At 69.8% G+C, this 17,577-nt stretch carries 16 protein-coding genes, 1 tRNA gene and 3 pseudogenes; 9 read left to right on the top strand and 11 right to left on the bottom strand.

Annotated elements, in window-relative coordinates; all coding sequences use genetic code 11:
- Window positions 1–35 precede the first annotated feature (35 nt).
- Entirely contained in the window at window positions 36–788 is a 753-nt protein-coding gene (lepB, locus tag O159_RS02990) for a signal peptidase I (protein WP_021754284.1), read from the top strand.
- A 15-nt stretch (window positions 789–803) separates the two neighbouring features.
- Here lepB and O159_RS16445 read toward each other — a convergent pair whose 3' ends face one another.
- Window positions 804–1,313 carry a siderophore-interacting protein gene (locus O159_RS16445; protein WP_021754283.1) on the bottom strand — a complete coding sequence of 170 codons (510 nt, stop codon included), beginning with the start codon at window positions 1,311–1,313 and terminating at the stop codon, window positions 804–806.
- Between the two features lie 73 nt (window positions 1,314–1,386).
- Window positions 1,387–1,689, bottom strand: a pseudogene (locus O159_RS16440) (siderophore-interacting protein); the annotation flags it as partial.
- A 206-nt stretch (window positions 1,690–1,895) separates the two neighbouring features.
- On the opposite strand from O159_RS16440, the gene O159_RS02980 reads away from it, so the two are divergent.
- Window positions 1,896–2,249, top strand: a complete 354-nt coding sequence (locus O159_RS02980; protein ID WP_236609530.1) for a YciI family protein — start codon at window positions 1,896–1,898, stop codon at window positions 2,247–2,249.
- On the opposite strand, the gene O159_RS02975 is transcribed toward O159_RS02980, so the two are convergent.
- Together O159_RS02975 and O159_RS02970 are read right to left on the bottom strand one after the other, a co-directional pair.
- Complete coding sequence (locus O159_RS02975) at window positions 2,233–2,892, bottom strand: response regulator (protein ID WP_021754280.1); 660 nt, start codon at window positions 2,890–2,892, stop codon at window positions 2,233–2,235. The two genes, O159_RS02980 and O159_RS02975, sit on opposite strands and share 17 nt — an antisense overlap.
- Window positions 2,889–4,514 carry a sensor histidine kinase gene (locus O159_RS02970; protein WP_021754279.1) on the bottom strand — a complete coding sequence of 542 codons (1,626 nt, stop codon included), beginning with the start codon at window positions 4,512–4,514 and terminating at the stop codon, window positions 2,889–2,891. The genes O159_RS02975 and O159_RS02970 overlap by 4 nt, the downstream gene beginning before the upstream one ends.
- Window positions 4,515–4,595: 81 nt before the next feature.
- On the opposite strand from O159_RS02970, the gene O159_RS02965 reads away from it, so the two are divergent.
- The gene (locus tag O159_RS02965) at window positions 4,596–6,140 is read left to right on the top strand and encodes a CitMHS family transporter (RefSeq protein WP_407929753.1); all 1,545 of its coding nucleotides are present in this window, start codon (window positions 4,596–4,598) and stop codon (window positions 6,138–6,140) included.
- A gap of 9 nt (window positions 6,141–6,149) precedes the next feature.
- Window positions 6,150–6,302 (top strand): annotated as a pseudogene (locus tag O159_RS15530) (PLDc N-terminal domain-containing protein); the annotation flags it as partial.
- A 248-nt stretch (window positions 6,303–6,550) separates the two neighbouring features.
- Here O159_RS15530 and O159_RS02955 read toward each other — a convergent pair.
- Window positions 6,551–6,623, bottom strand: a tRNA-Thr gene (locus O159_RS02955).
- A 48-nt stretch (window positions 6,624–6,671) separates the two neighbouring features.
- On the bottom strand, window positions 6,672–7,568 hold the full coding sequence (locus O159_RS02950; protein ID WP_021754276.1) for a DsbA family protein: 897 nt from the start codon (window positions 7,566–7,568) through the stop codon (window positions 6,672–6,674).
- A 274-nt stretch (window positions 7,569–7,842) separates the two neighbouring features.
- Between O159_RS02950 and O159_RS02945 the strand changes: the two genes are divergently transcribed.
- Together O159_RS02945 and O159_RS02940 are read left to right on the top strand one after the other, a co-directional pair.
- A complete protein-coding gene (locus O159_RS02945) occupies window positions 7,843–8,937 on the top strand; it encodes an ABC transporter ATP-binding protein (RefSeq protein WP_021754275.1) in 1,095 nt (364 codons plus the stop codon).
- An 80-nt stretch (window positions 8,938–9,017) separates the two neighbouring features.
- Window positions 9,018–10,319 (top strand): DUF4032 domain-containing protein, encoded by a 1,302-nt coding sequence (locus O159_RS02940; RefSeq protein ID WP_021754274.1) that lies wholly within the window; start codon window positions 9,018–9,020, stop codon window positions 10,317–10,319.
- A gap of 12 nt (window positions 10,320–10,331) precedes the next feature.
- Here the strand turns inward: O159_RS02940 and O159_RS02935 are convergent, their stop codons facing one another.
- Entirely contained in the window at window positions 10,332–10,757 is a 426-nt protein-coding gene (locus O159_RS02935) for a GlcG/HbpS family heme-binding protein (RefSeq protein ID WP_021754273.1), read from the bottom strand.
- Between the two features lie 14 nt (window positions 10,758–10,771).
- Between O159_RS02935 and O159_RS16435 the strand changes: the two genes are divergently transcribed.
- Both O159_RS16435 and O159_RS16430 read left to right on the top strand, forming a co-directional pair.
- Window positions 10,772–12,592: a response regulator gene (locus O159_RS16435; protein WP_330216835.1), complete on the top strand. Its 1,821-nt coding sequence runs from the start codon at window positions 10,772–10,774 to the stop codon at window positions 12,590–12,592.
- A pseudogene (locus O159_RS16430) lies at window positions 12,582–12,674 on the top strand (DNA-binding response regulator); the annotation flags it as partial. The gene O159_RS16435 and the pseudogene O159_RS16430, both read left to right, overlap by 11 nt.
- 39 nt (window positions 12,675–12,713) lie before the next feature.
- On the opposite strand, the gene rlmB reads toward O159_RS16430, so the two are convergent.
- The 4 genes from rlmB to O159_RS02905 form a co-directional block, all read right to left on the bottom strand.
- The gene (rlmB, locus tag O159_RS02920) at window positions 12,714–13,724 is read right to left on the bottom strand and encodes a 23S rRNA (guanosine(2251)-2'-O)-methyltransferase RlmB (protein WP_021754271.1); all 1,011 of its coding nucleotides are present in this window, start codon (window positions 13,722–13,724) and stop codon (window positions 12,714–12,716) included.
- Window positions 13,721–15,154 (bottom strand): cysteine--tRNA ligase, encoded by a 1,434-nt coding sequence (gene cysS, locus O159_RS02915; protein ID WP_043993955.1) that lies wholly within the window; start codon window positions 15,152–15,154, stop codon window positions 13,721–13,723. The genes rlmB and cysS overlap by 4 nt, the downstream gene beginning before the upstream one ends.
- 9 nt (window positions 15,155–15,163) lie before the next feature.
- Complete coding sequence (ispD, locus tag O159_RS02910; RefSeq protein ID WP_021754269.1) at window positions 15,164–16,324, bottom strand: 2-C-methyl-D-erythritol 4-phosphate cytidylyltransferase; 1,161 nt, start codon at window positions 16,322–16,324, stop codon at window positions 15,164–15,166.
- Between the two features lie 91 nt (window positions 16,325–16,415).
- Complete coding sequence (locus O159_RS02905; RefSeq protein WP_011186555.1) at window positions 16,416–16,898, bottom strand: CarD family transcriptional regulator; 483 nt, start codon at window positions 16,896–16,898, stop codon at window positions 16,416–16,418.
- Between the two features lie 176 nt (window positions 16,899–17,074).
- Between O159_RS02905 and O159_RS02900 the strand changes: the two genes are divergently transcribed.
- Entirely contained in the window at window positions 17,075–17,575 is a 501-nt protein-coding gene (locus tag O159_RS02900; RefSeq protein ID WP_021754268.1) for a hypothetical protein, read from the top strand.
- The last annotated feature ends 2 nt before the right edge of the window (window positions 17,576–17,577 follow it).

The raw sequence follows: 17,577 nt of genomic DNA, 5'->3' as shown, positions 1-17,577 counted from the left end.
CGCCTCCCAGCCGTGGCACGCTACCGTGAACGATTGTGACCGAGACGGCAGAGAACCCGCACCCCCGCCGCGCCGCCCGGAAATCCGGGTGGAAAACGCTGCTGCGGGATGTCGTCGTCATCTTCCTGGTCGCGGTCCTCGTGTCTTTCCTCATCAAGACGTTCGTCGCGCGTTCTTTCTACATTCCCTCAGGCTCCATGGAGAACACCCTCCAGATCAACGACCGGATCATCGTCAACGAGTTGCAGCCGAGTGTGTTCGGGTTGCAGCGCGGGGATGTGGTCGTGTTCAAGGACCCGGGGGGATGGCTTCCCGCGCCAGCGCCTCAGCCGCAGCAGAACCTGCTCCAGCAGGGGGTGGGGGGCGTCCTCGACTTCGTCGGGCTGGGGGCGTCCGACAGCGACCAGCATCTCGTGAAACGGCTCATCGGTCTGCCCGGCGATCACATCACCTGCTGCAACGCGCTCGGGCAGATGTCAGTCAACGGCGTCCCGCTGAAGGAGCCGTACGTGCTCCTGCCGGTCGGTCAGCTGGCAGTCTCCGCGAAGCCGTTCGACATCACCGTGCCCAAGGGCAAGATCTGGGTCATGGGCGACAACCGCTACAACTCGGCGGACTCGCGTTACCACATGGACGATCCAGGCAAGGGTTTCGTCCCGCTCTCGGATGTCGTGGGCCGGGCTTTCGTGATCAGCTGGCCGGTGAGCCATTGGACCTGGCTCTCGAACTACCCGGAGACGTTCCGGGGCACCGAGCGCCAAGACAAAGCAGAGCACCGGGACAAGTAGGCCAGGAGCAGGACGCTACTCGGTGTGCTCGGCGCGACCGTGCCGCCAATAGCCCATGAAGGCCACACGGCCGCGGTCGATCCCGTACACGCGCACGAGCAGCCGGCGCAGGGTCTTCACCACGGCCGACTCACCGGCGATCCAGGCGTAGAAACCGCCGTCGGCGGTCTCCGGACGCTCACAGAGGAGCTCGCGATCCACATCGACATCGGCCAGGCGCTGCCGGCGGCCGCTGGGGGCGGCGGCAGCGGCGACGACCTCGAGATGCCCAGCCAGCCACCCGGTCACGGCGGGTATCAGCTCGCACCCGTGCTCGCCGGTCTGCCGACTCAGCCAGGTCGCGGCGACGCCCTCGGGCAGATCGAGCGCCAGAGCGTCGGCGGCGGCGGGGACTTCGATGAACGCGTGTGCGCGGAGCCCCTCCGGCAGCGTCTCCAGGATGGAGGCGATGGCCGGGGCGGCGGTCTCGTCCCCCCGCGAGCAGGAGGTCGCCGGCGCCTCCGGGCCGCCAGTCGATGCCGACACCGCTCTGGGGGCTACGGGCGTCCGGGCCGATGACGACGAGCTCGGAGCCGGGGCCAGCCGCGGCCAGCCAGCGCGAGGCGGGACCGCTCGCGCCCTCGCCCGGCTCGGCATGCACGACGAAGTCGATGTCGAGGCGGCGGGCACGCTGGTCGATGTCGCGGACGGTATAGGTGCGGAACGGGTTGCGGCGGTGCCCGGGCAGGGCGCGCCACCGTTCGTACCAATCGCCCGAGCCCAGATCGCAGAAGCTGCCGTCGTCGAGCGGGAAGAGCAGCTTGACGCGCTGGTCGAGGCGTTCGGTGCCGAAGGTGGCGAAGTCGTCGCAGGCGAGGCTCAAGCGGGTGAAGTGCGGGCTGAGCCGGCGGACCGCGGCCACAACGGCGCGATACGGGCGGTAGGCCGGACGGTCCGTGACGGGCGAAGCGAGCACAGTCACGCGGCGATCCTTCCGGACGGGGGTCGAGAGTAAGGTAAGGCTAGACTAACCCGCTGAACGATCGCCATGCGGACGACGATCTCCGGGCATGCGGCCGATCCGCACGACGGCAGGCCGAGTCCGGCCTCCCTCGGCCGGTGTGCGATATGAGACGGACGAAAGTGACGACCGTGAAGTACATGATGTTCGTGATGACCGATCCGGAGCCGGACACTGTGCCGGACGAGTCCGACGTCGAGCGGTGGGTGGACGATCTGGACGCCTCCGGCAAGCGAATCATCGGCGAGGTGCTCGAGCCGCCGACATCCGCGCGCGTCATCCGCATCCGCGACGGAGAGCGCTCTGTCGCCGAGGGAGGCGGCGCCGATTCGACGGCCTGGATCTGCGGCTTCGACATCCTGGAGTGCGAGAGCATCGACGAAGCCGTGGAGATCGCCTCCCGGCACCCGATGGCGCGTAACGGACGGCTGGAGATCCGCCCGTTCACGACGTGGGAGTGAGCCGGTAGCGGTGCTCCGGGCGGCCTGTCGCGCCGTAGCGAAGCGCCACTTCGGCGACGCCGCGCGCGGCGAGCGCGGCCAGGTAGCGCTGCGCGGTGGCGCGCGAGACGCCGATCGTGGCAGCCACGTCCGCAGCCGCCACCTCCCCCGCACGCAGCTCGGCGAGCACCAACTGTTCGGTCGCCGACCGTGACGCGGGGGCGACCGCGTCGCCGGAGTGCAGGATGCGCAGGGCACGCTCGATCGCCTCCTGATCAGCGGCGCGGCCGTCGCGGAGGACATTGCGATAACGCTGGTAGGCGTCCAGGCGCTCAGCGAGCAGACGCGCCGCGAACGGTTTGACGAGGTAGGCGAGCGCCCCGGAGCGCAGCGCCCGGCGCACGCTCGCGCCGTCGGAGGCGGCACTGACCACGAAGGCGTCGACGTCCAGCTCAGCGAGCACGGCCAGACCGTCCCCGTCCGGCAGGAACACGTCGAGCAGCACGAGGTCGGGCGCGTGCTCGCGCACGGCTGTGCGGGCGGCCCGGGCGGTCGTGACCGGTTCGAGGGCCGTGAAGCCGCGCCGCGCGGCGACGATGTCGCGGTGCAGTCCCGCGACGCGGAAATCGTCGTCCACCACCAGGACCCGCAACGCCACGCTCATCCCGTTCCTTCCTCGACGGTGCCCGGCAGCCGGGCGCACAGCACCGCGCCCGAGCCGGAACCGCCGGGATCGATGACCCACACCTCACCGCCGCGCCGCCGGGCGAGGGCGCGGCTGAGCGGCAGGCCGAACCCCGAGCCGTGGACGCTGTCCACCGCGAGCCCGGTCGTCGCGGAGGCCGCGGGGCCGAACGCAGCCAGCGGGTCGCGCATCCCGTCGCCGGAATCGCTGACAGTCACATACAGGGTATCGCCATCGTCGAGCGCATCGACTTCGACCCAGCGCGGCTCCTCTCCCTCCACCGCCGCGCGCACCGCATTGTCGATCAGGTTGCCGAGCACCGTCGCGACATCCTCCGGCTCGCACACCGTGCCGCGCACCAACGTCTCCGCGCCGAGCGAAAGGAGCACGCCGCGCTCGGCGGCTTCTTCGCCCTTGGCTCCGAGCAGCGCCTGGAGATAGGGCTCCTGCAGCCGGTCGGCGTGCTGAACCGGGAACTTGAGCGGCCCGCGTGCGACCACCTCGCCGAGATAGACGCGCGCCTCATCGCAGCGGTCCGCGTCGAGCAGTCCGGAGACGATGTGCAGACGGTTGGCGAATTCGTGGCGCTGCGCCCGCAGGGCGTTGGTCATCGTGGCGACCGCGTCCAGGCGCCGGGTGAGCGAGACCAGATCGGTGCGGTCGCGGACCACCACCACCGCGCCCAGGTCCCGGTCGGCCCGTTCGACCCGGCGCACGTCGACGTAGAGGACGCGGCTCTGATGGACGATCTCCGTCGATCCGGTCCGCTGGTCCGCGAGCCGTGCGGCCAGCTCCGCGGGCAGACCGAGCGACGCGACAGGAGCGCCGAGCGCGCCTTCCACCCCGAGCAGCTCTGCGGCCCGGCCATTGCAGACCGTCACCCGGCCGGCGGAATCGGCGGCGAGGACACCCTCGCCGACGCCGTCGAGCACGGCGGCCCTGTCCTGCACGAGCGCGGTGAGCTCCTCCGGCTGCACCCCGAGCGTGAGGCGCGCGAGCCGCCGCCGCAGCAGGACGGAGGCGGCCGCGCCGATCGCCAACGCGGCGAGCGCGGCCGCGCCGACAGCGATGAGCAGCTGGGGCAGCTGCTCGAAGGCACTGACGGAGGCGAAGCCCACGCTCACCTCCCCCACCGGCGACACGCCGCCCGGCCCGTAGACCGGCGCCTTGGCGCGCGCCGACTCGCCGAGAGTTCCCGTCTCCCAGGAGACGACCTCCTTGCCAGCGACCGCGTCGCGGTAGTCGGTGCTCACCTCGCGCCCGAGCCGGGCGGGGTCGGGATGCGCCAACCGGATGCCATGGTCGTCAGTCAGCACCACGAAGAGCGCGCCGGTGCGCTCCCGCACCCTCTCGGCGAGCGGCTGCAACGGTCCCCGCGCGAGCGCAGCCGCCGCCGGGGCGCCGGAGCCGTCGCTGTACCGTGCGACGGCTGCGCGCACCTCGGGGTCCTCCGCCACCGTGCGCGCGATGGCGAGCGCCGTGCTCTCCGCCTCAGCGCGCAGTTGCTGGACGCCGAGCCACACCGACACACCAGTACACACCGCGACGACAGCGGAGACCGTTGCGAGCTGGAGAAGGAGGACATGGCTGGCGAAGCGCATCCCGACAGCGTAAGGTCCCGGAGGCCCGGCCTCCAATGAGCACAATGCACAGAACACGCGGATCGCGCGAATCGTGAACGAATGCGGGATAGCCGGGAGGGGCCTGCCGCGCTCCCTACGGTGTGGGGGGGTACCCTTATCCGCTTCGACGAAGGAGTCGACGTGCTCGTCATCCTCGGATTCGCCATGATCCTGGTCTTCATGGCGCTCATCATGACCAAACGGCTGACGCCGATGGTCGCGCTCATCCTCGTCCCCACGGTCTTCGGCCTGTTCGCGGGTGCCGGCCTCGGGCTCGGCGACATGATCCTGGACGCGCTGAAGAACCTCGCGCCGACAGCGGCGCTGCTGATGTTCGCGATCATGTTCTTCGGCATCATGATCGATGTCGGCCTGTTCGATCCGCTCATCCGCTTCATCGTGCGCTTCCTCGGCGACGACCCGGCGAAGGTCGTGATCGGCACAGCACTGCTGTCCGGAGCGGTCTCGCTCGACGGCGACGGCTCCACGACGTTCATCATCGTGACCTCGGCCATGCTGCCGATCTATCTGCGGCTCGGGATGAGCCCGGTGATCCTCACCTGCGTCGCCGGGCTGGTGAACGGCACGCTCAACATCGTGCCGTGGGGCGGGCCGACCGCCCGCGCGGCGTCCGCGCTCAAGGTCTCCCCCACCGACATCTTCGTGCCCATGCTCCCCTCCCTCGCCATCGGCCTCGCCGTCGCGTTCGCGCTGGTCTGGATGCTCGGTGTGCGCGAGCGGAACCGTCTCGGCTCTCTCGACCTCAGCGAGCCGTTCCTGGCCGAGCGACCGCAAGATGCCAAACGCTTCTCGCTGTTCCAGGGCGGGCGTCTCGCCCGCGGCGCCCAGGCCGCCCCCGGCGCGCGGGGCTCCGTGGACACACGCGGCGTGGTGGCCGTGCGCCCGGGCACCGCCCTGACCGACCCTGCCGACACCGCGATGGCCGACACCGCGCTCGACCCTCAGCGGGCGACCCTCCGGCCACAGCTGGTCTGGGTGAACCTCGCGTTGACGATCGTGGTCATGGTGCTGCTGGTGATCGACATCCTGCCGCTCGCCTACATCTTCATGGTCGGCGCGGCCCTGGCTCTCGTGATCAACTTCCCCAAGCTCCGCGGCCAGGCCGACGAGATCGTCGCGCACGCGCCGAGCATCGTCGGCGTGGTCTCGATGGTGCTGGCCGCCGGCGTCCTCGTCGGGGTGCTGAACGGCACGGGGATGGTCACTGCGATGGCGAAATGGGTGGTCGACATCGTGCCGCCGTCGCTCGGGCCGTTCCTCGCCGTGATCACGGGACTGCTCAGCATCCCGATGACCTTCTTCATGTCGAACGACGCGTTCTACTACGGCATCCTGCCCGTGCTGTCGGAGACCGCGGCCACCTACGGCATCAGTCCGGTCGAGATGGCGCGCGCCTCCATCGTCGGCCAGCCGGTGCATCTGCAGAGTCCGCTCGTGCCCGCCATCCTGCTGCTGGTGTCGCTCGCGAACGTGAACCTCGGCGACCACCACCGGAAAGTGCTCTGGCGGGCGTTGCTGGTAGCGCTGACGATGCTGGTGGCGAGTGTCGTGCTGGGCGCGATCCCGTTCGGGTCGACACCTTAGAATCGAGCGATGGCCGTTATCCCGCTGCTGGTCTTCGCGCTGTTCCTGGTGGCGCTGATCGACATCATCCTGCGCACCGGCGACCAGATCAGGCACCTGCCGAAGCTCGCCTGGATCGTCGTCGTGCTCCTGCTGCCCCTGATCGGCAGCGTCCTGTGGTTCGGGCTCGGGAGGGAGCGCTCCGGGATGCGCGCCCCGCGCCCCGTCCGGCCGCAGCGGACCGTGATCGTCCGCGAGTCCGCGCCGATGCCCGGCGCTCCCACCACAGAAGAGCAGCTCGAAGCGCTGGAGCGTGAGATCGCCGCCGACCGCATCCGGCAGCTGGAGGCCGAACTCCGGCAGCGTCGGGGTCGCTCCCCCCGAGTGATGCCGGGAGTGATTCCGGCCGGGAGGAGGCGCGAGCGACGCGGAGCCGACTGCGGGGTTCGAACCCGCGACCGCTCGCTTACAAGGCGAGTGCTCTACCAGCTGAGCTAAGTCGGCGACGACGGCGATCCGTCGGAAACCATCCTAGGGGACGGTCGGCGGCACTCAGCCCACAGCCGGCGTCGGCGTCGGCGTCGCTGTGGTGTACTCGTCGCCCTGGGCCTGCAGCACGAACGCCTTGAAGTCCGACGCGCTCGTGAGCGATCCGGTGTATGGCTTGCCGTTGACGAGCACGAGCAGCGCGTTCGTCATCTTCTTGACGTCGGAGTTCGGGATGGGCCCGCTCAGCGCGCGATCGCTCGCCTTGCCGACCCAGGTCTTGAAGCGGCCCTCATGGACGCAGGAGTCCACCTCCGCGACCGGTTTGGCCCCGGCGGACTCCGCGCGCTTCTTCAGCGCATCGTCGCTGAGACCGGGGCCCCCCTCCTTGGGCTGGTCGGCGAAGAGGGATTCGTTGAACCGCCAGAACGCGTCCGGGTCGTAGTTCGCCACGCAGGCGGCGGCGTTCGCGGCGCGCAGAGAATAGCGGGTGCCGGCCGATTGACTGGTGTAGATGGCGACAGGATGCAGCTCCACCGTGACCGCGCCGTCTTTGACGAGCGGCTCCAGCTGCGCCAGGTTCGTGCGCTGGAACTGGCCGCAGAGCTTGCAGAGGTAGTCGGAGTAGATGCGGATGTCCACCGTGCTGCCGGCGGGGGCCGGTTTGCTCGCGATCGGCTTCGCGTCGGCGGCGAGAGCGGGCGTCGTCTTCGCCGTGAGACCGGCTCCGATAACGATGCCGTCGCTGGCCATGTTCTTGGGGCCGGGAACCGTCGGGCGGATGGCGGAGACGATGACGACGGCCACGATGGCCGCGATCGCGATCACGCCGACCACGATGCCTCCGGAGAGGAGTGCCCGGTTGCGGCGGTCCTTGCGCTGCTGAGTGCTGCGCAGCTGGCGGGCTTTGTCCCGGGCGGCCGCGCGGACGTCGCCGCTGTGGCTCTCGTCGGGATCGGTCATGGTTGTCACTCTCGGGGTCGGGGCTCGTTGGGCTGCGCGGGGGACGCAGGTCTTTCGGATGCGTGCGCGCACGCAACCGGTCGATCGTAATCCGGCAGTCTGGGAATAGACCAGACACCCTCGGCTCTCGGCCCGGTTCCGGTCTGGTCGAAGCGCGCTTCGGAAATGGCCTACTATGGGGCGTGGCGACGGAGCCCGATTTGGACGAAACGCCACATCATCCATCACAACGGATCGTCCGGCACGTACCTGCCGGTGAAGGAGAAGAAAGCTCATGGCGACTGTCACCTATGACAAAGCGACCCGGCTCTACCCCGGCTCGAACCGCCCCGCGGTCGATGCCCTCGACCTGGAGATCGCGGACGGCGAGTTCCTGGTCCTCGTGGGCCCCTCGGGCTGCGGCAAGTCCACCTCGCTCCGCATGCTCGCTGGTCTGGAAGAGGTCAACGACGGCAACATCTTCATCGGCGAGCGCAATGTCACCGACGTGCCGCCGAAGGACCGCGACATCGCGATGGTGTTCCAGAACTACGCGCTGTACCCGCACATGACCGCCGCCGAGAACATGGGCTTCGCGCTCAAGATCGCGGGCGTCGGCAAAGAGGAGCGCGCACAGCGTGTCCTCGAGGCGGCCAAGCTGCTCGACCTGGAGCCCTATCTCGGCCGGAAGCCCAAGGCCCTCTCCGGCGGTCAGCGTCAGCGCGTCGCGATGGGACGCGCGATCGTCCGCTCGCCCCAGGTGTTCCTCATGGACGAACCGCTGTCGAACCTCGACGCAAAGCTCCGCGTCCAGACCCGCACCCAGATCGCTTCGCTGACCCGCCGCCTCGGCGTCACCACGGTCTACGTCACCCACGACCAGACCGAGGCGCTCACCATGGGCGACCGCATCGCCGTTCTCAAGGACGGCGTCCTGCAGCAGGTCGGCACCCCGCGCGACCTGTACGCGCAGCCGAAGAACGTCTTCGTCGCCGGTTTCATCGGCAGCCCGGCCATGAACCTGTTCACGGCCGACGTCACCGACGGCGGCATCAAATTCGGCAACGCGGTCGTCCCGGTCGAGCGCGACACCCTCGCCGCCGCCGGCTCCACCGTCACCATCGGTGTCCGCCCGGAGGACGTCGTCGTGTCGTCCACCGAGGGCAGCGGCCTCACGGTCACGGTCGACCTGGTCGAGGAGCTTGGCGCCGATGGCTACCTCTACGGCCACTCGGAGGTCGACGGCAAGCGCACCGACATCGTCGGCCGCGTCGACGGCCGCGTCCACCCGAACGCCGGTGACACCGTGTACATCACCCCGAAGCCGGGCCACATCCACCTGTTCCACGCGGAGTCGGGCGAGCGTCTCGGCGGCGCGGTGGTCGACTAGTCTCCGAGGAGCGAACCCTCACTCTGCCGCATTCCGGATCGGGCTGCGGCAGAGTGCTTTCCACGACCAGAAGGACCCCGATGCCCGGATCTGTCAACATCACCGCGGCGACGGTCGACCCCGCGCTCCTCGACCTGCCGTGGAACATCCCCCTGGCGGAGTGGTCGAACGAGCACATCGCCCTGCTGCCGAAAGGCATCAGCAGGCACCTCGTCCGGTTCGCGAACCTCTCGGGCTACGTCATCGCCATCAAAGAGACGACCGCGGAGATGGCCCAGCGCGAGTACGACATGCTCCGCACGCTGCAACGTCTCGACATCCCCTGCGTGGACCCGGTGGCGGTGATCACGAACCGCACCGACGACGACGACGACCCGTTGAACGCCGCTCTGGTCACCCGCCACCTCAAGTTCTCGCTCCCCTACCGCGCCCTCTTCTCGCAGACCCTGCGTCCCGACACGGCGACGCGCCTGGTGGACGCTCTCGCCGTTCTGCTGGTGCGCCTCCACATCGTCGGTTTCTTCTGGGGCGATGTCTCCCTCTCGAACACACTCTTCCGCCGCGATGCGGGCGCTTTCGCCGCCTACCTCGTGGACGCCGAGACCGGTCAGCTCTACGACGGGGGCCTCTCGAACGGCCAGCGCGAGAACGATCTGGAGATCGCCCGGGTGAACATCGCGGGCGAGCTGATGGACCTCGAAGCCGGCGGCCGCGTCGACGAAGAGCTCGACCCGATCAAAGTCTCCAATGGCATCGTGGCCGCCTACCGGTCCCTCTGGAAAGAGCTGACCGGCAGCGAGTCGTTCTCCTCCTCCGAGCGCTGGCGCATCAGCCAGCGGGTCGAACGGCTCAACGAGCTCGGCTTCGACATCGAGGAGCTCGCGATCAAGACCTCCGACGAGGGCACGACCGTGCGCATCCAGCCGAAGGTCGTGGACGCCGGCCACCACTCCCGCCGGCTGCTCCGCCTCACCGGTCTGGACACCGGCGAGAACCAGGCACGCCGCCTGCTCAACGACCTCGATTCGTACTCCGCGACCCTCGGGAAAGCGGGGCTGGACGAGGAGGCGATGGCCCACGAGTGGCTGATGCGCGTCTTCGAGCCGATCGTGCGCGCCATCCCGGCCGAGCTGAAGGGCAAGCTGGAACCGGCCGAGGTCTTCCACCAGCTGCTCGAGCACCGCTGGTTCATGTCACAGGCCGAGGGCCGGGATGTTCCTCTCGCGGAAGCCCTGGGGTCGTACATCAACGACATCCTGCGCCACCGCCGCGACGAGGCGACCGTGGTCGGCCCAGCGACGGAGACGCTCAGCATTCCGGACGTCCGGCGCGCAGCCGGCCTCGACGATGACGACGAGGCCGACTGGCGCGCGAAAGTGTGACGCCTGGCGGCCTCAGCCGGCGATGGCGGAGGCTCCGGCCGCGGCGCACACAGCGTCGGCGTCGCCCGACGGCGCGCCGCCCACGCCGATGCCGGCGATGGACGACTCCCCGGATTTGACGGTCACACCGCCGGGGAGGAAGAGCGTCCCCGGCAGGTCGCGGAGGCCCGGCCCGGTGCCGCTGGCGCGCTCCAGGAGCGTGGCCGTGTCGGCGCCGAACGCAGCCGAGGTGTACGCCTTCTGCTTCGAGACCTCGATCGTGTGCTCGGCCGCGCCGTTGCCGCGGACGAACGCCTGCAGCTGTCCGAAGCGGTCGACGACCGCGGCGCTGTTCGCGGTCGCGGGAGCGGAGGAGGGCGCGGACCCTGCACTGCACCCGGCCAGGAGCAGCGCTCCAGCAGCGGCTGCGGTGACGAGGGCGACGGGACGGATCTTCATGGGGGTTCCTTTCGATGGGGACGCCCCCAGCCTCCCCCGTCGCGGTATTCGGGCGCATCGGGCATCCGGTCCGCCGTGAATCCACCGAACAGGGGATGCGCTGCCGGCGCTCGTCATTTATACTGATACATCAAATGCCGATTTCTCCTGCCTCTCCTGTGCTCTCCCCCGAGCTGACGCTGCTCGACCGCGTGAGCAGATTCGCGCTGCTGGTCCTGCTGACGATCTGCGCCGTGCGCTTCGCCGCGATCCCGGTCCACGCCGGCCAGTCCGGCCTCGTGCTCGCGGCGACGGCTCTTGTCGCGGCGCTCGCCATCGCCGCCGCCCTGGCTCGGCGCTCCGGCCCGCGGCGCTGGCTCGACGTGTTCGCCGCCGTGGCGTGGATGCCCCTGGTCATGGTCGCCCCCTCGTTCGCCTGGTGCGCCATCCCGCTGTTCGTTCTGCTCCACAACGCCTTCTCACGCGCCGCGGCGCTCGTGGCCGCAGCAGTGCTCACGATCACGGTGAGCGTGAGCGTCTACCTGCTCGCCGGCGCCTCCGACCTCGGGTTGATGTTCGGCCCGCTCATCGCCGGCCTCCTCCTCAGCTTCGCCATGGACGCGCTGAACCGCGCCCTTGACGCACGCCAGCGGCTCGTGGACGCGCTGATGACCGCGCAGGACAGACTCGCGCACACCGAGCGCGAGGCGGGGACCCTCGCCGAGCGGCACCGGCTGGCGGCTGAGATCCACGACACCGTCGTACAGGGCGCCGCGAGCGCCCTCCTGCTGCTGGAGGCCGCCGAACAGACCTGGCCAGATCGGGAGGCGTCGCGCAGCTCGGTCGTCTCGGCGCAGCAGATGCTGCGGAACAACCTGGCCGAGACCCGGCGCCTGGTCCACCGGCTCGCGAGCGACTCCCTCACCGGAACCCTCTTCGAGGCCATCGAGACAGTAGCCGCAGACGCCGGCGGCCGGGCCACTCTCATCGGAGAGCCGGTCCCGCTCCCACCGGAGACGGAGCACGCGCTGCTGCGCGTCGTGCAGGGCGCCGTCGCGAACGCACAGCGTCACGCCGATGCGGACCGCATCATCGTCACACTCACCTATTACGAGCACTCCATCAGCGTGGACATCGCCGACGACGGCTGCGGCTTCGACCCCGAGGCGGTGCCCGCCCCCGGTCCGGACGGCGGCTACGGCCTGCGTGCGATGCGCCTGCGCGTCGAGAAGCTGGGCGGCCGCTTGGTCGTGGAATCCGAAACCCGGCGCCGGGACCGTGATCGCCGGGCACCTCCCGCGGGTGGACGCCTCGTGATCCGCATCGCGCTCGTGGACGACCACCCCATCCTCCGGCACGGGATGCGTACGCTGCTCGACACGCAGGAGGACTTCGAGGTGGTCGGTGACTGCGGCGACCCCGAGGAGTACCGCCTGCTGCTGACACGCGCGCGCCCCGATATCGTCCTCATGGACCTCGCCCTCGACGGGGACACCGACGGTGTCGCACTCACCGCGCACACGCGCGCGACAAGCCCGTCGACGGCCGTGCTGGTCTTCACGACCTACGACTCCGACGCCGACTTCGTGCGCTCGCTCGACGCGGGCGCGAGCGGCTACCTGCTCAAAGACAGCACCCCGGCGGAGCTGTTCGCCGCCATCCGCACCGCGCGCGACGGTGGGAGCGCGCTCAGCCCTGCCGTCGCCTCCCGCCTGATGGACAGGATACGCGCGCCGCAGGAGTCGCTCACCCCGCGCGAGATCGATGTGCTGACCCTCCTCGCCACCGGGCACACCAACCGTCAAGGTCGGCGAGCAGCTCTTCGTCAGCGAGACGACCGTCAAGACGCACGTTAACCACATCTTCACGAAGCTCGGCGTCGACACACGCGCCGCCGCGGTCTCCCGGGCGATGAAAGAGGGACTGATCCGTCTGTGACCCGCGGAGCGTCCTCTGGTCGGAGCGCCCGCGGCTGGATCACTGCGGCTGTGCCTCAGCCCGCAGCTTCGCGATCTCGTAGAGAGTGACACTCGCGGCGATGCCCGCGTTGAGCGACTCGGTCGTGGCGGCGATCGGGATGGACACCACGGCGTCGCACGTCTCGGCGACGAGCCGCGAGATGCCTTTGCCCTCGCTGCCGACCAAAATCACGACGGGCCGGTCTGCGAACGACAGCCCGGGTAGCGTCGTGTCGCCGCCGCCGTCGAGCCCGAGGACGAACACCCCCGCCTGCTTGAACGCTTTGAGCGTCTGGGTCAGGTTGGAGGCCATCGCCACGGGGGTGCGAGCGGCGGCGCCGGCCGAGGTCTTCCAGGCCGAGGCCGTCATCCCGACCGAGCGGCGCTGCGGGACGATGACACCCTGCCCGCCGAACGCCGCGGTCGAGCGGATGATCGCGCCGAGGTTCCGCGGGTCGGTGATCCCATCGAGCGCGACGAACAGCGGTTTCCCGCCCTTCCGCAGCGTCAGGTCGAGCAGTTCGCCGGGGTGCGCGTACTCGTACGGCGGGACCTTGAGCGCGACGCCCTGATGCACCGCATCCCGGCCGGCGAGCCGGTCGAGCTCCGGCCGCATGACCTCGAGCACCGGAATGGCGCGACCGGTCGCAAGAGAGAGGATCTCCTTCATCCGATCGTCCAGCTCCACCCGCGCAGCGATGTAGAGCGTCGTGCCCGGGATGCGCGCCCGCAGGGCTTCCAGCACCGAATTGCGCCCGGTCACGATCTCCGATTCGTCGCCGGTCTTGGCCCGGCGGGAGGCGCCGGAGGCCCCACGCGGGGCGGCGTCGCGTCCACTGCCGCGTTTGGCGGCCGCACGCTCGCGCAGCACCTTGTTCTTGTGGGCGACGTGATACTCGCGGTCTTCTGCCTTCGGCGTCGGGCCTTTGCCCTCCAGCGCCTTGCGTCCGTGTCCGCCGGTGCCGGTCTGGGCGCCCTTCTTGGTCTTCCTCACGGCCCCGGCGCGGGGCTTGCCACCCGAGTTCTTCATGCTTCGATGCTCCAATGCGACCCCGTGGGGGTGTCTTCGATGGTGATTCCCGCTCCGGTGAGCTCCTCGCGGATGCGGTCGGCAGCGGCGAAATCGCGCGCTTGCCTGGCTTCCTGCCGGTTGCGCAGCAACCTCTCGACCAGCGTCCCGAGCGCCTGCTCGGCGACGGATGACCCGGTCTGGCGCCACTGCGGCGACAGCGGATTGATGCCGAGGACCTCTGTCATGGCGAACACCTGCCCACGCGCGACGGCGGCCGCCTCCAAGTCTTCCGCATCCAGTGCGGCGTTTCCTGAGCGCACGGTCTCGTGCAGCGCCGCGAGCGCCTGCGGCACGGCGAGGTCGTCGTCCATCGCCTCCGCGAACGCGCTCGGCACGACCTCGGGGCCGCTGCCGTCGAACCGGGTCCCGGCGAGCCGGCGATCGACCCGCTCGAAGAAGCCGGCGATGCGTTCGAGCGCGGCCTCCGCCTCGCTGAGCGAGCCGTCGTGGTAGTCGATCGTCGACCGGTAGTGCGCCGACCCCAGGGAGTAGCGAACGGCCAGAGGGCGCGCTGCGCCCAGCAGCTCGGCCGCGGACACCGCGTTGCCGAGCGATTTGCTCATCTTCTGGCCGTTCACGTTCACGAGGCCGTTGTGTACCCAGTAGTTCGCAAAGGCATCGCCCACGGCAGCGGACTGAGCCAGCTCGTTCTCGTGGTGCGGAAAGCGCAGGTCGAGCCCACCGCCGTGGATGTCGAAGCGCGGACCCAGGTACCGCCGCGACATCGCAGAGCACTCGATATGCCATCCCGGACGGCCCTCGCCCCACGGCGACGGGAAAGCGGCCGAGTCCGGCTCGTCCGCCTTCCGCCCCTTCCACAGGGCGAAGTCGCGTCCGTCGCGCTTGGCGCGCGGATCGGCGTCGGCAGCGGCCTCCATGCTGTCGATGCTCTGCCGCGTGAGCTCGCCATAGCCCGGCCAGCTGCGCACAGCGAAGTACACATCGCCCGATCCGTCGCCCGCCGCGTAGGCGTGCCCGCGTTCGATCAGCCGCTGGATGATCTCCTGCATTTGCGGGATGCTCGCCGTCGCCCGCGGCTCATAAGTCGGAGCCTGCACGCCCAGCGCGACGGAGGCCGCGGTGAACTCCCGCTCGAACCGGTAGGCCAGCGCCCACCACTGCTCGCTCCCGCCCTCGGCCTGTGCGGCCGCGGCGTTGGCCAGGACCTTGTCGTCGATGTCCGTGACGTTGCGGACGAGCGTGACATCCAGCCCGCGATACGTCAGCCACCTGCGCAGCTGGTCGTACACGAGAGCGGAGCGCAGATGCCCGATGTGCGGCGACGACTGCACCGTGGGACCGCACACGTACATCCCCACCTCGCCGGAACGGAGAGGGACGAAATCGCGCAGGGCTCCGGCTTTCGTGTCGTACAGTCGCAGGGTCACGCCCATAGCCTACGGGGCGAGGAGGAGGGCCGTCGCGAACACGGCGACCCCTTCGCCGCGTCCCGTCAGTCCGAGCCCGTCGGTCGTCGTCGCGCCCACCGACACCGGCGCGCCCAGGACGCCGGAGAGTAGTGTCTCCGCCTCGGCCCGCCGCGGAGCGAACTTCGGCCGGTTGCCGACGATCTGCACCGAGACGTTCCCGATCCTGAATCCCTCCGCTTCGACCAGCCGCCTCGTCTCCGTGAGGAACACCTCGCCGTGCGCCCCCGCGAACCGCGGGTCCCCGGTCCCGAAGACGCCGCCAATGTCGCCGAGGCACGCCGCCGACAGCAGGGCGTCCACGATCGCGTGCGCCACCGCGTCGCCGTCGCTGTGCCCGGCCAGGCCCGGCTCACCCTCCCAGCGAAGTCCAGCCAGCCACAGCTCGGCGGAGGGGTCGAAAACGTGCGTGTCGGTCCCGAATCCGATCCGTGGGGCGGCGAGGCCGGCCAGCAGCTCTTCGGCCCGCTGCAAGTCCCACGGCGTCGTGATCTTGAACGCGCGCGCGTCGCCAGGGATCACCGTCACGGGATGCCCGGCCGCCGCCGCCAGCCCCGCGTCATCGGTCTCGTCCGTCGTCGCAGCGGCATACGCCGCCACCAGCTGATCGCGCGGGAAACCTTGCGGCGTCTGCACCGCGGACAGAGCAGAGCGGTCCACCGTCTCCCGCACCTCGCCCTCCGCCCCGACCCGCTTGATCGTGTCGCTCACCGGCAGCCCGGGAACCACGCCGGCTCCGCTGGCATCCACTGCCGCCACGACCGCGTCGAACTGCGCAGCCGGCGTCAGCGCCCGCGCGGCGTCATGCACCAGCACGACCTCCACGCCCTCGCGCAGCGCCCCCAGGCCGGCGGCGACCGAGCCCTGCCGGGTCTCGCCGCCGGCGACGACATCCACCGCCGCACCGAACCCGGCCTCGCCGAGCGCCGCCGCCTCCGCCAGCCGCTCCTCCGGCGCCACCACCACCACCTGCGCCGGTTCCCGCATGCTGCGCACGGCATGCAGCGACCGTTCCAGCAGTGTCCGCCCGCCGAGGCTCACAAACGCTTTGGGCAGCCCGGCGCCCAGCCGGGTGCCGGTGCCTGCGGCGACGACGACGACGGCGATGCGGGGGCGGGATTCGGTAGACACCCCCTGAGCGTACCGCCAGCCGGGACCCGCCCGGATGAAGGAAAGCGCCCCGCAGCCGTTGCTGCGGGGCGCTGAGATCGAGGGGCGTCGCTCAGGACGCCAGCACCTCGTCGAGCAGACTCGACGCTTTCTCGTCGTCGGTCTTCTCCGCGAGGGCCAATTCCGAGATCAGGATCTGGCGCGCCTTGGCGAGCATGCGCTTCTCGCCGGCGGAGAGGCCGCGGTCCTGGTCGCGACGCCACAGATCGCGGACCACCTCGGAGACCTTGATGACGTCGCCCGACGCCAGCTTCTCCAGGTTCGCCTTGTAGCGGCGGGACCAGTTGGTCGGCTCCTCGGTGAACGGAGCCCGCAGCACCTCGAAAACGCGGTCGAGACCTTCTCTGCCGATCACGTCGCGCACTCCGACGAGATCGACATTGTCGGCGGGGACTTCGATGGTCAGATCGCCCTGCGTCACATTGAGCTTGAGGTACAGCTTCTCTTCACCCTTGATGGTTCTTTTCTTGACCTCGGTGATCGTTGCGGCCCCGTGATGCGGGTAAACGACGGTTTCGCCAACCTCGAAAAGCATAGATATGTTGTCCCTTCAGCAACAAAGAGGATACCACACGATGCACATGCTAGGGTTCGCCCTCGCGCGCGCAAGCGGCCGGGGACAGGCACCCGATGGGATAAACTCGACGGTGTGAATCCGCTTTCGCACCTGGCTGCACAGCGCCGTCGAGCGGAACGATTGGGAGGGTCTCAGTGAAAGCTCGTGTCGCGACGTCCGTCGTCCTCGCCCTGGCGGTCGCTTTCGGAACGGCCGGTTGCGGCTTCGTCGCTCCACAGGCCACCACCAAGCACTACGACGCCAGCGATGGCGTGAGCGGCGCCCTCGGCCAGATCGACGTCCGCAACGCCCTCATCGTCACCGACGGCACCAGCAAAGTGGGCAACCTCGTCGTCACGCTCGTGAACACCGGCACGAAGAGCCACCGCGTCGCCATCTCCGCCGGCGATCAGCGCACACCCGCCTCCTCCGTCACGGTCGAGCCGGGCGAGGTCAAAATCGTCGGCGCCACGCCGGACAAAGCAAGCGCGAGCAACGTCTTCCTCCTGAACTTCACGGCCCTGCCAGGCAGCCTCTCCCCTGTCTACTTCCAGTACGGCAACGAAACCGGCGTCCAGCTGACGGTGCCGGTCCTCGACGGCGGCCTGTCCGAGTACAAGGACCTCGTGCCGCCGGCGATCCTTCCCGCCTCCTAGCG

The organism is Leifsonia xyli subsp. cynodontis DSM 46306 (assembly GCF_000470775.1).
Lineage (GTDB): Bacteria > Actinomycetota > Actinomycetes > Actinomycetales > Microbacteriaceae > Leifsonia > Leifsonia cynodontis.
This window is presented reverse-complemented; position numbering and strand designations above follow the sequence as displayed.

Coding starts and splice junctions, on each gene's coding strand:
- O159_RS02980 (WP_236609530.1), top strand. CDS start 1,896: ATGAGACGGACGAAAGTGACGACCGTGAAGTACATGATGTTCGTGATG.
- O159_RS02975 (WP_021754280.1), bottom strand. CDS start 2,892: ATGAGCGTGGCGTTGCGGGTCCTGGTGGTGGACGACGATTTCCGCGTC.
- O159_RS02970 (WP_021754279.1), bottom strand. CDS start 4,514: ATGCGCTTCGCCAGCCATGTCCTCCTTCTCCAGCTCGCAACGGTCTCC.
- O159_RS02965 (WP_407929753.1), top strand. CDS start 4,596: ATGCGGGATAGCCGGGAGGGGCCTGCCGCGCTCCCTACGGTGTGGGGG.
- O159_RS02950 (WP_021754276.1), bottom strand. CDS start 7,568: ATGACCGATCCCGACGAGAGCCACAGCGGCGACGTCCGCGCGGCCGCC.
- O159_RS02945 (WP_021754275.1), top strand. CDS start 7,843: ATGGCGACTGTCACCTATGACAAAGCGACCCGGCTCTACCCCGGCTCG.
- O159_RS02940 (WP_021754274.1), top strand. CDS start 9,018: ATGCCCGGATCTGTCAACATCACCGCGGCGACGGTCGACCCCGCGCTC.
- O159_RS02935 (WP_021754273.1), bottom strand. CDS start 10,757: ATGAAGATCCGTCCCGTCGCCCTCGTCACCGCAGCCGCTGCTGGAGCG.
- O159_RS16435 (WP_330216835.1), top strand. CDS start 10,772: ATGGGGACGCCCCCAGCCTCCCCCGTCGCGGTATTCGGGCGCATCGGG.
- rlmB (WP_021754271.1), bottom strand. CDS start 13,724: ATGAAGAACTCGGGTGGCAAGCCCCGCGCCGGGGCCGTGAGGAAGACC.
- O159_RS02905 (WP_011186555.1), bottom strand. CDS start 16,898: ATGCTTTTCGAGGTTGGCGAAACCGTCGTTTACCCGCATCACGGGGCC.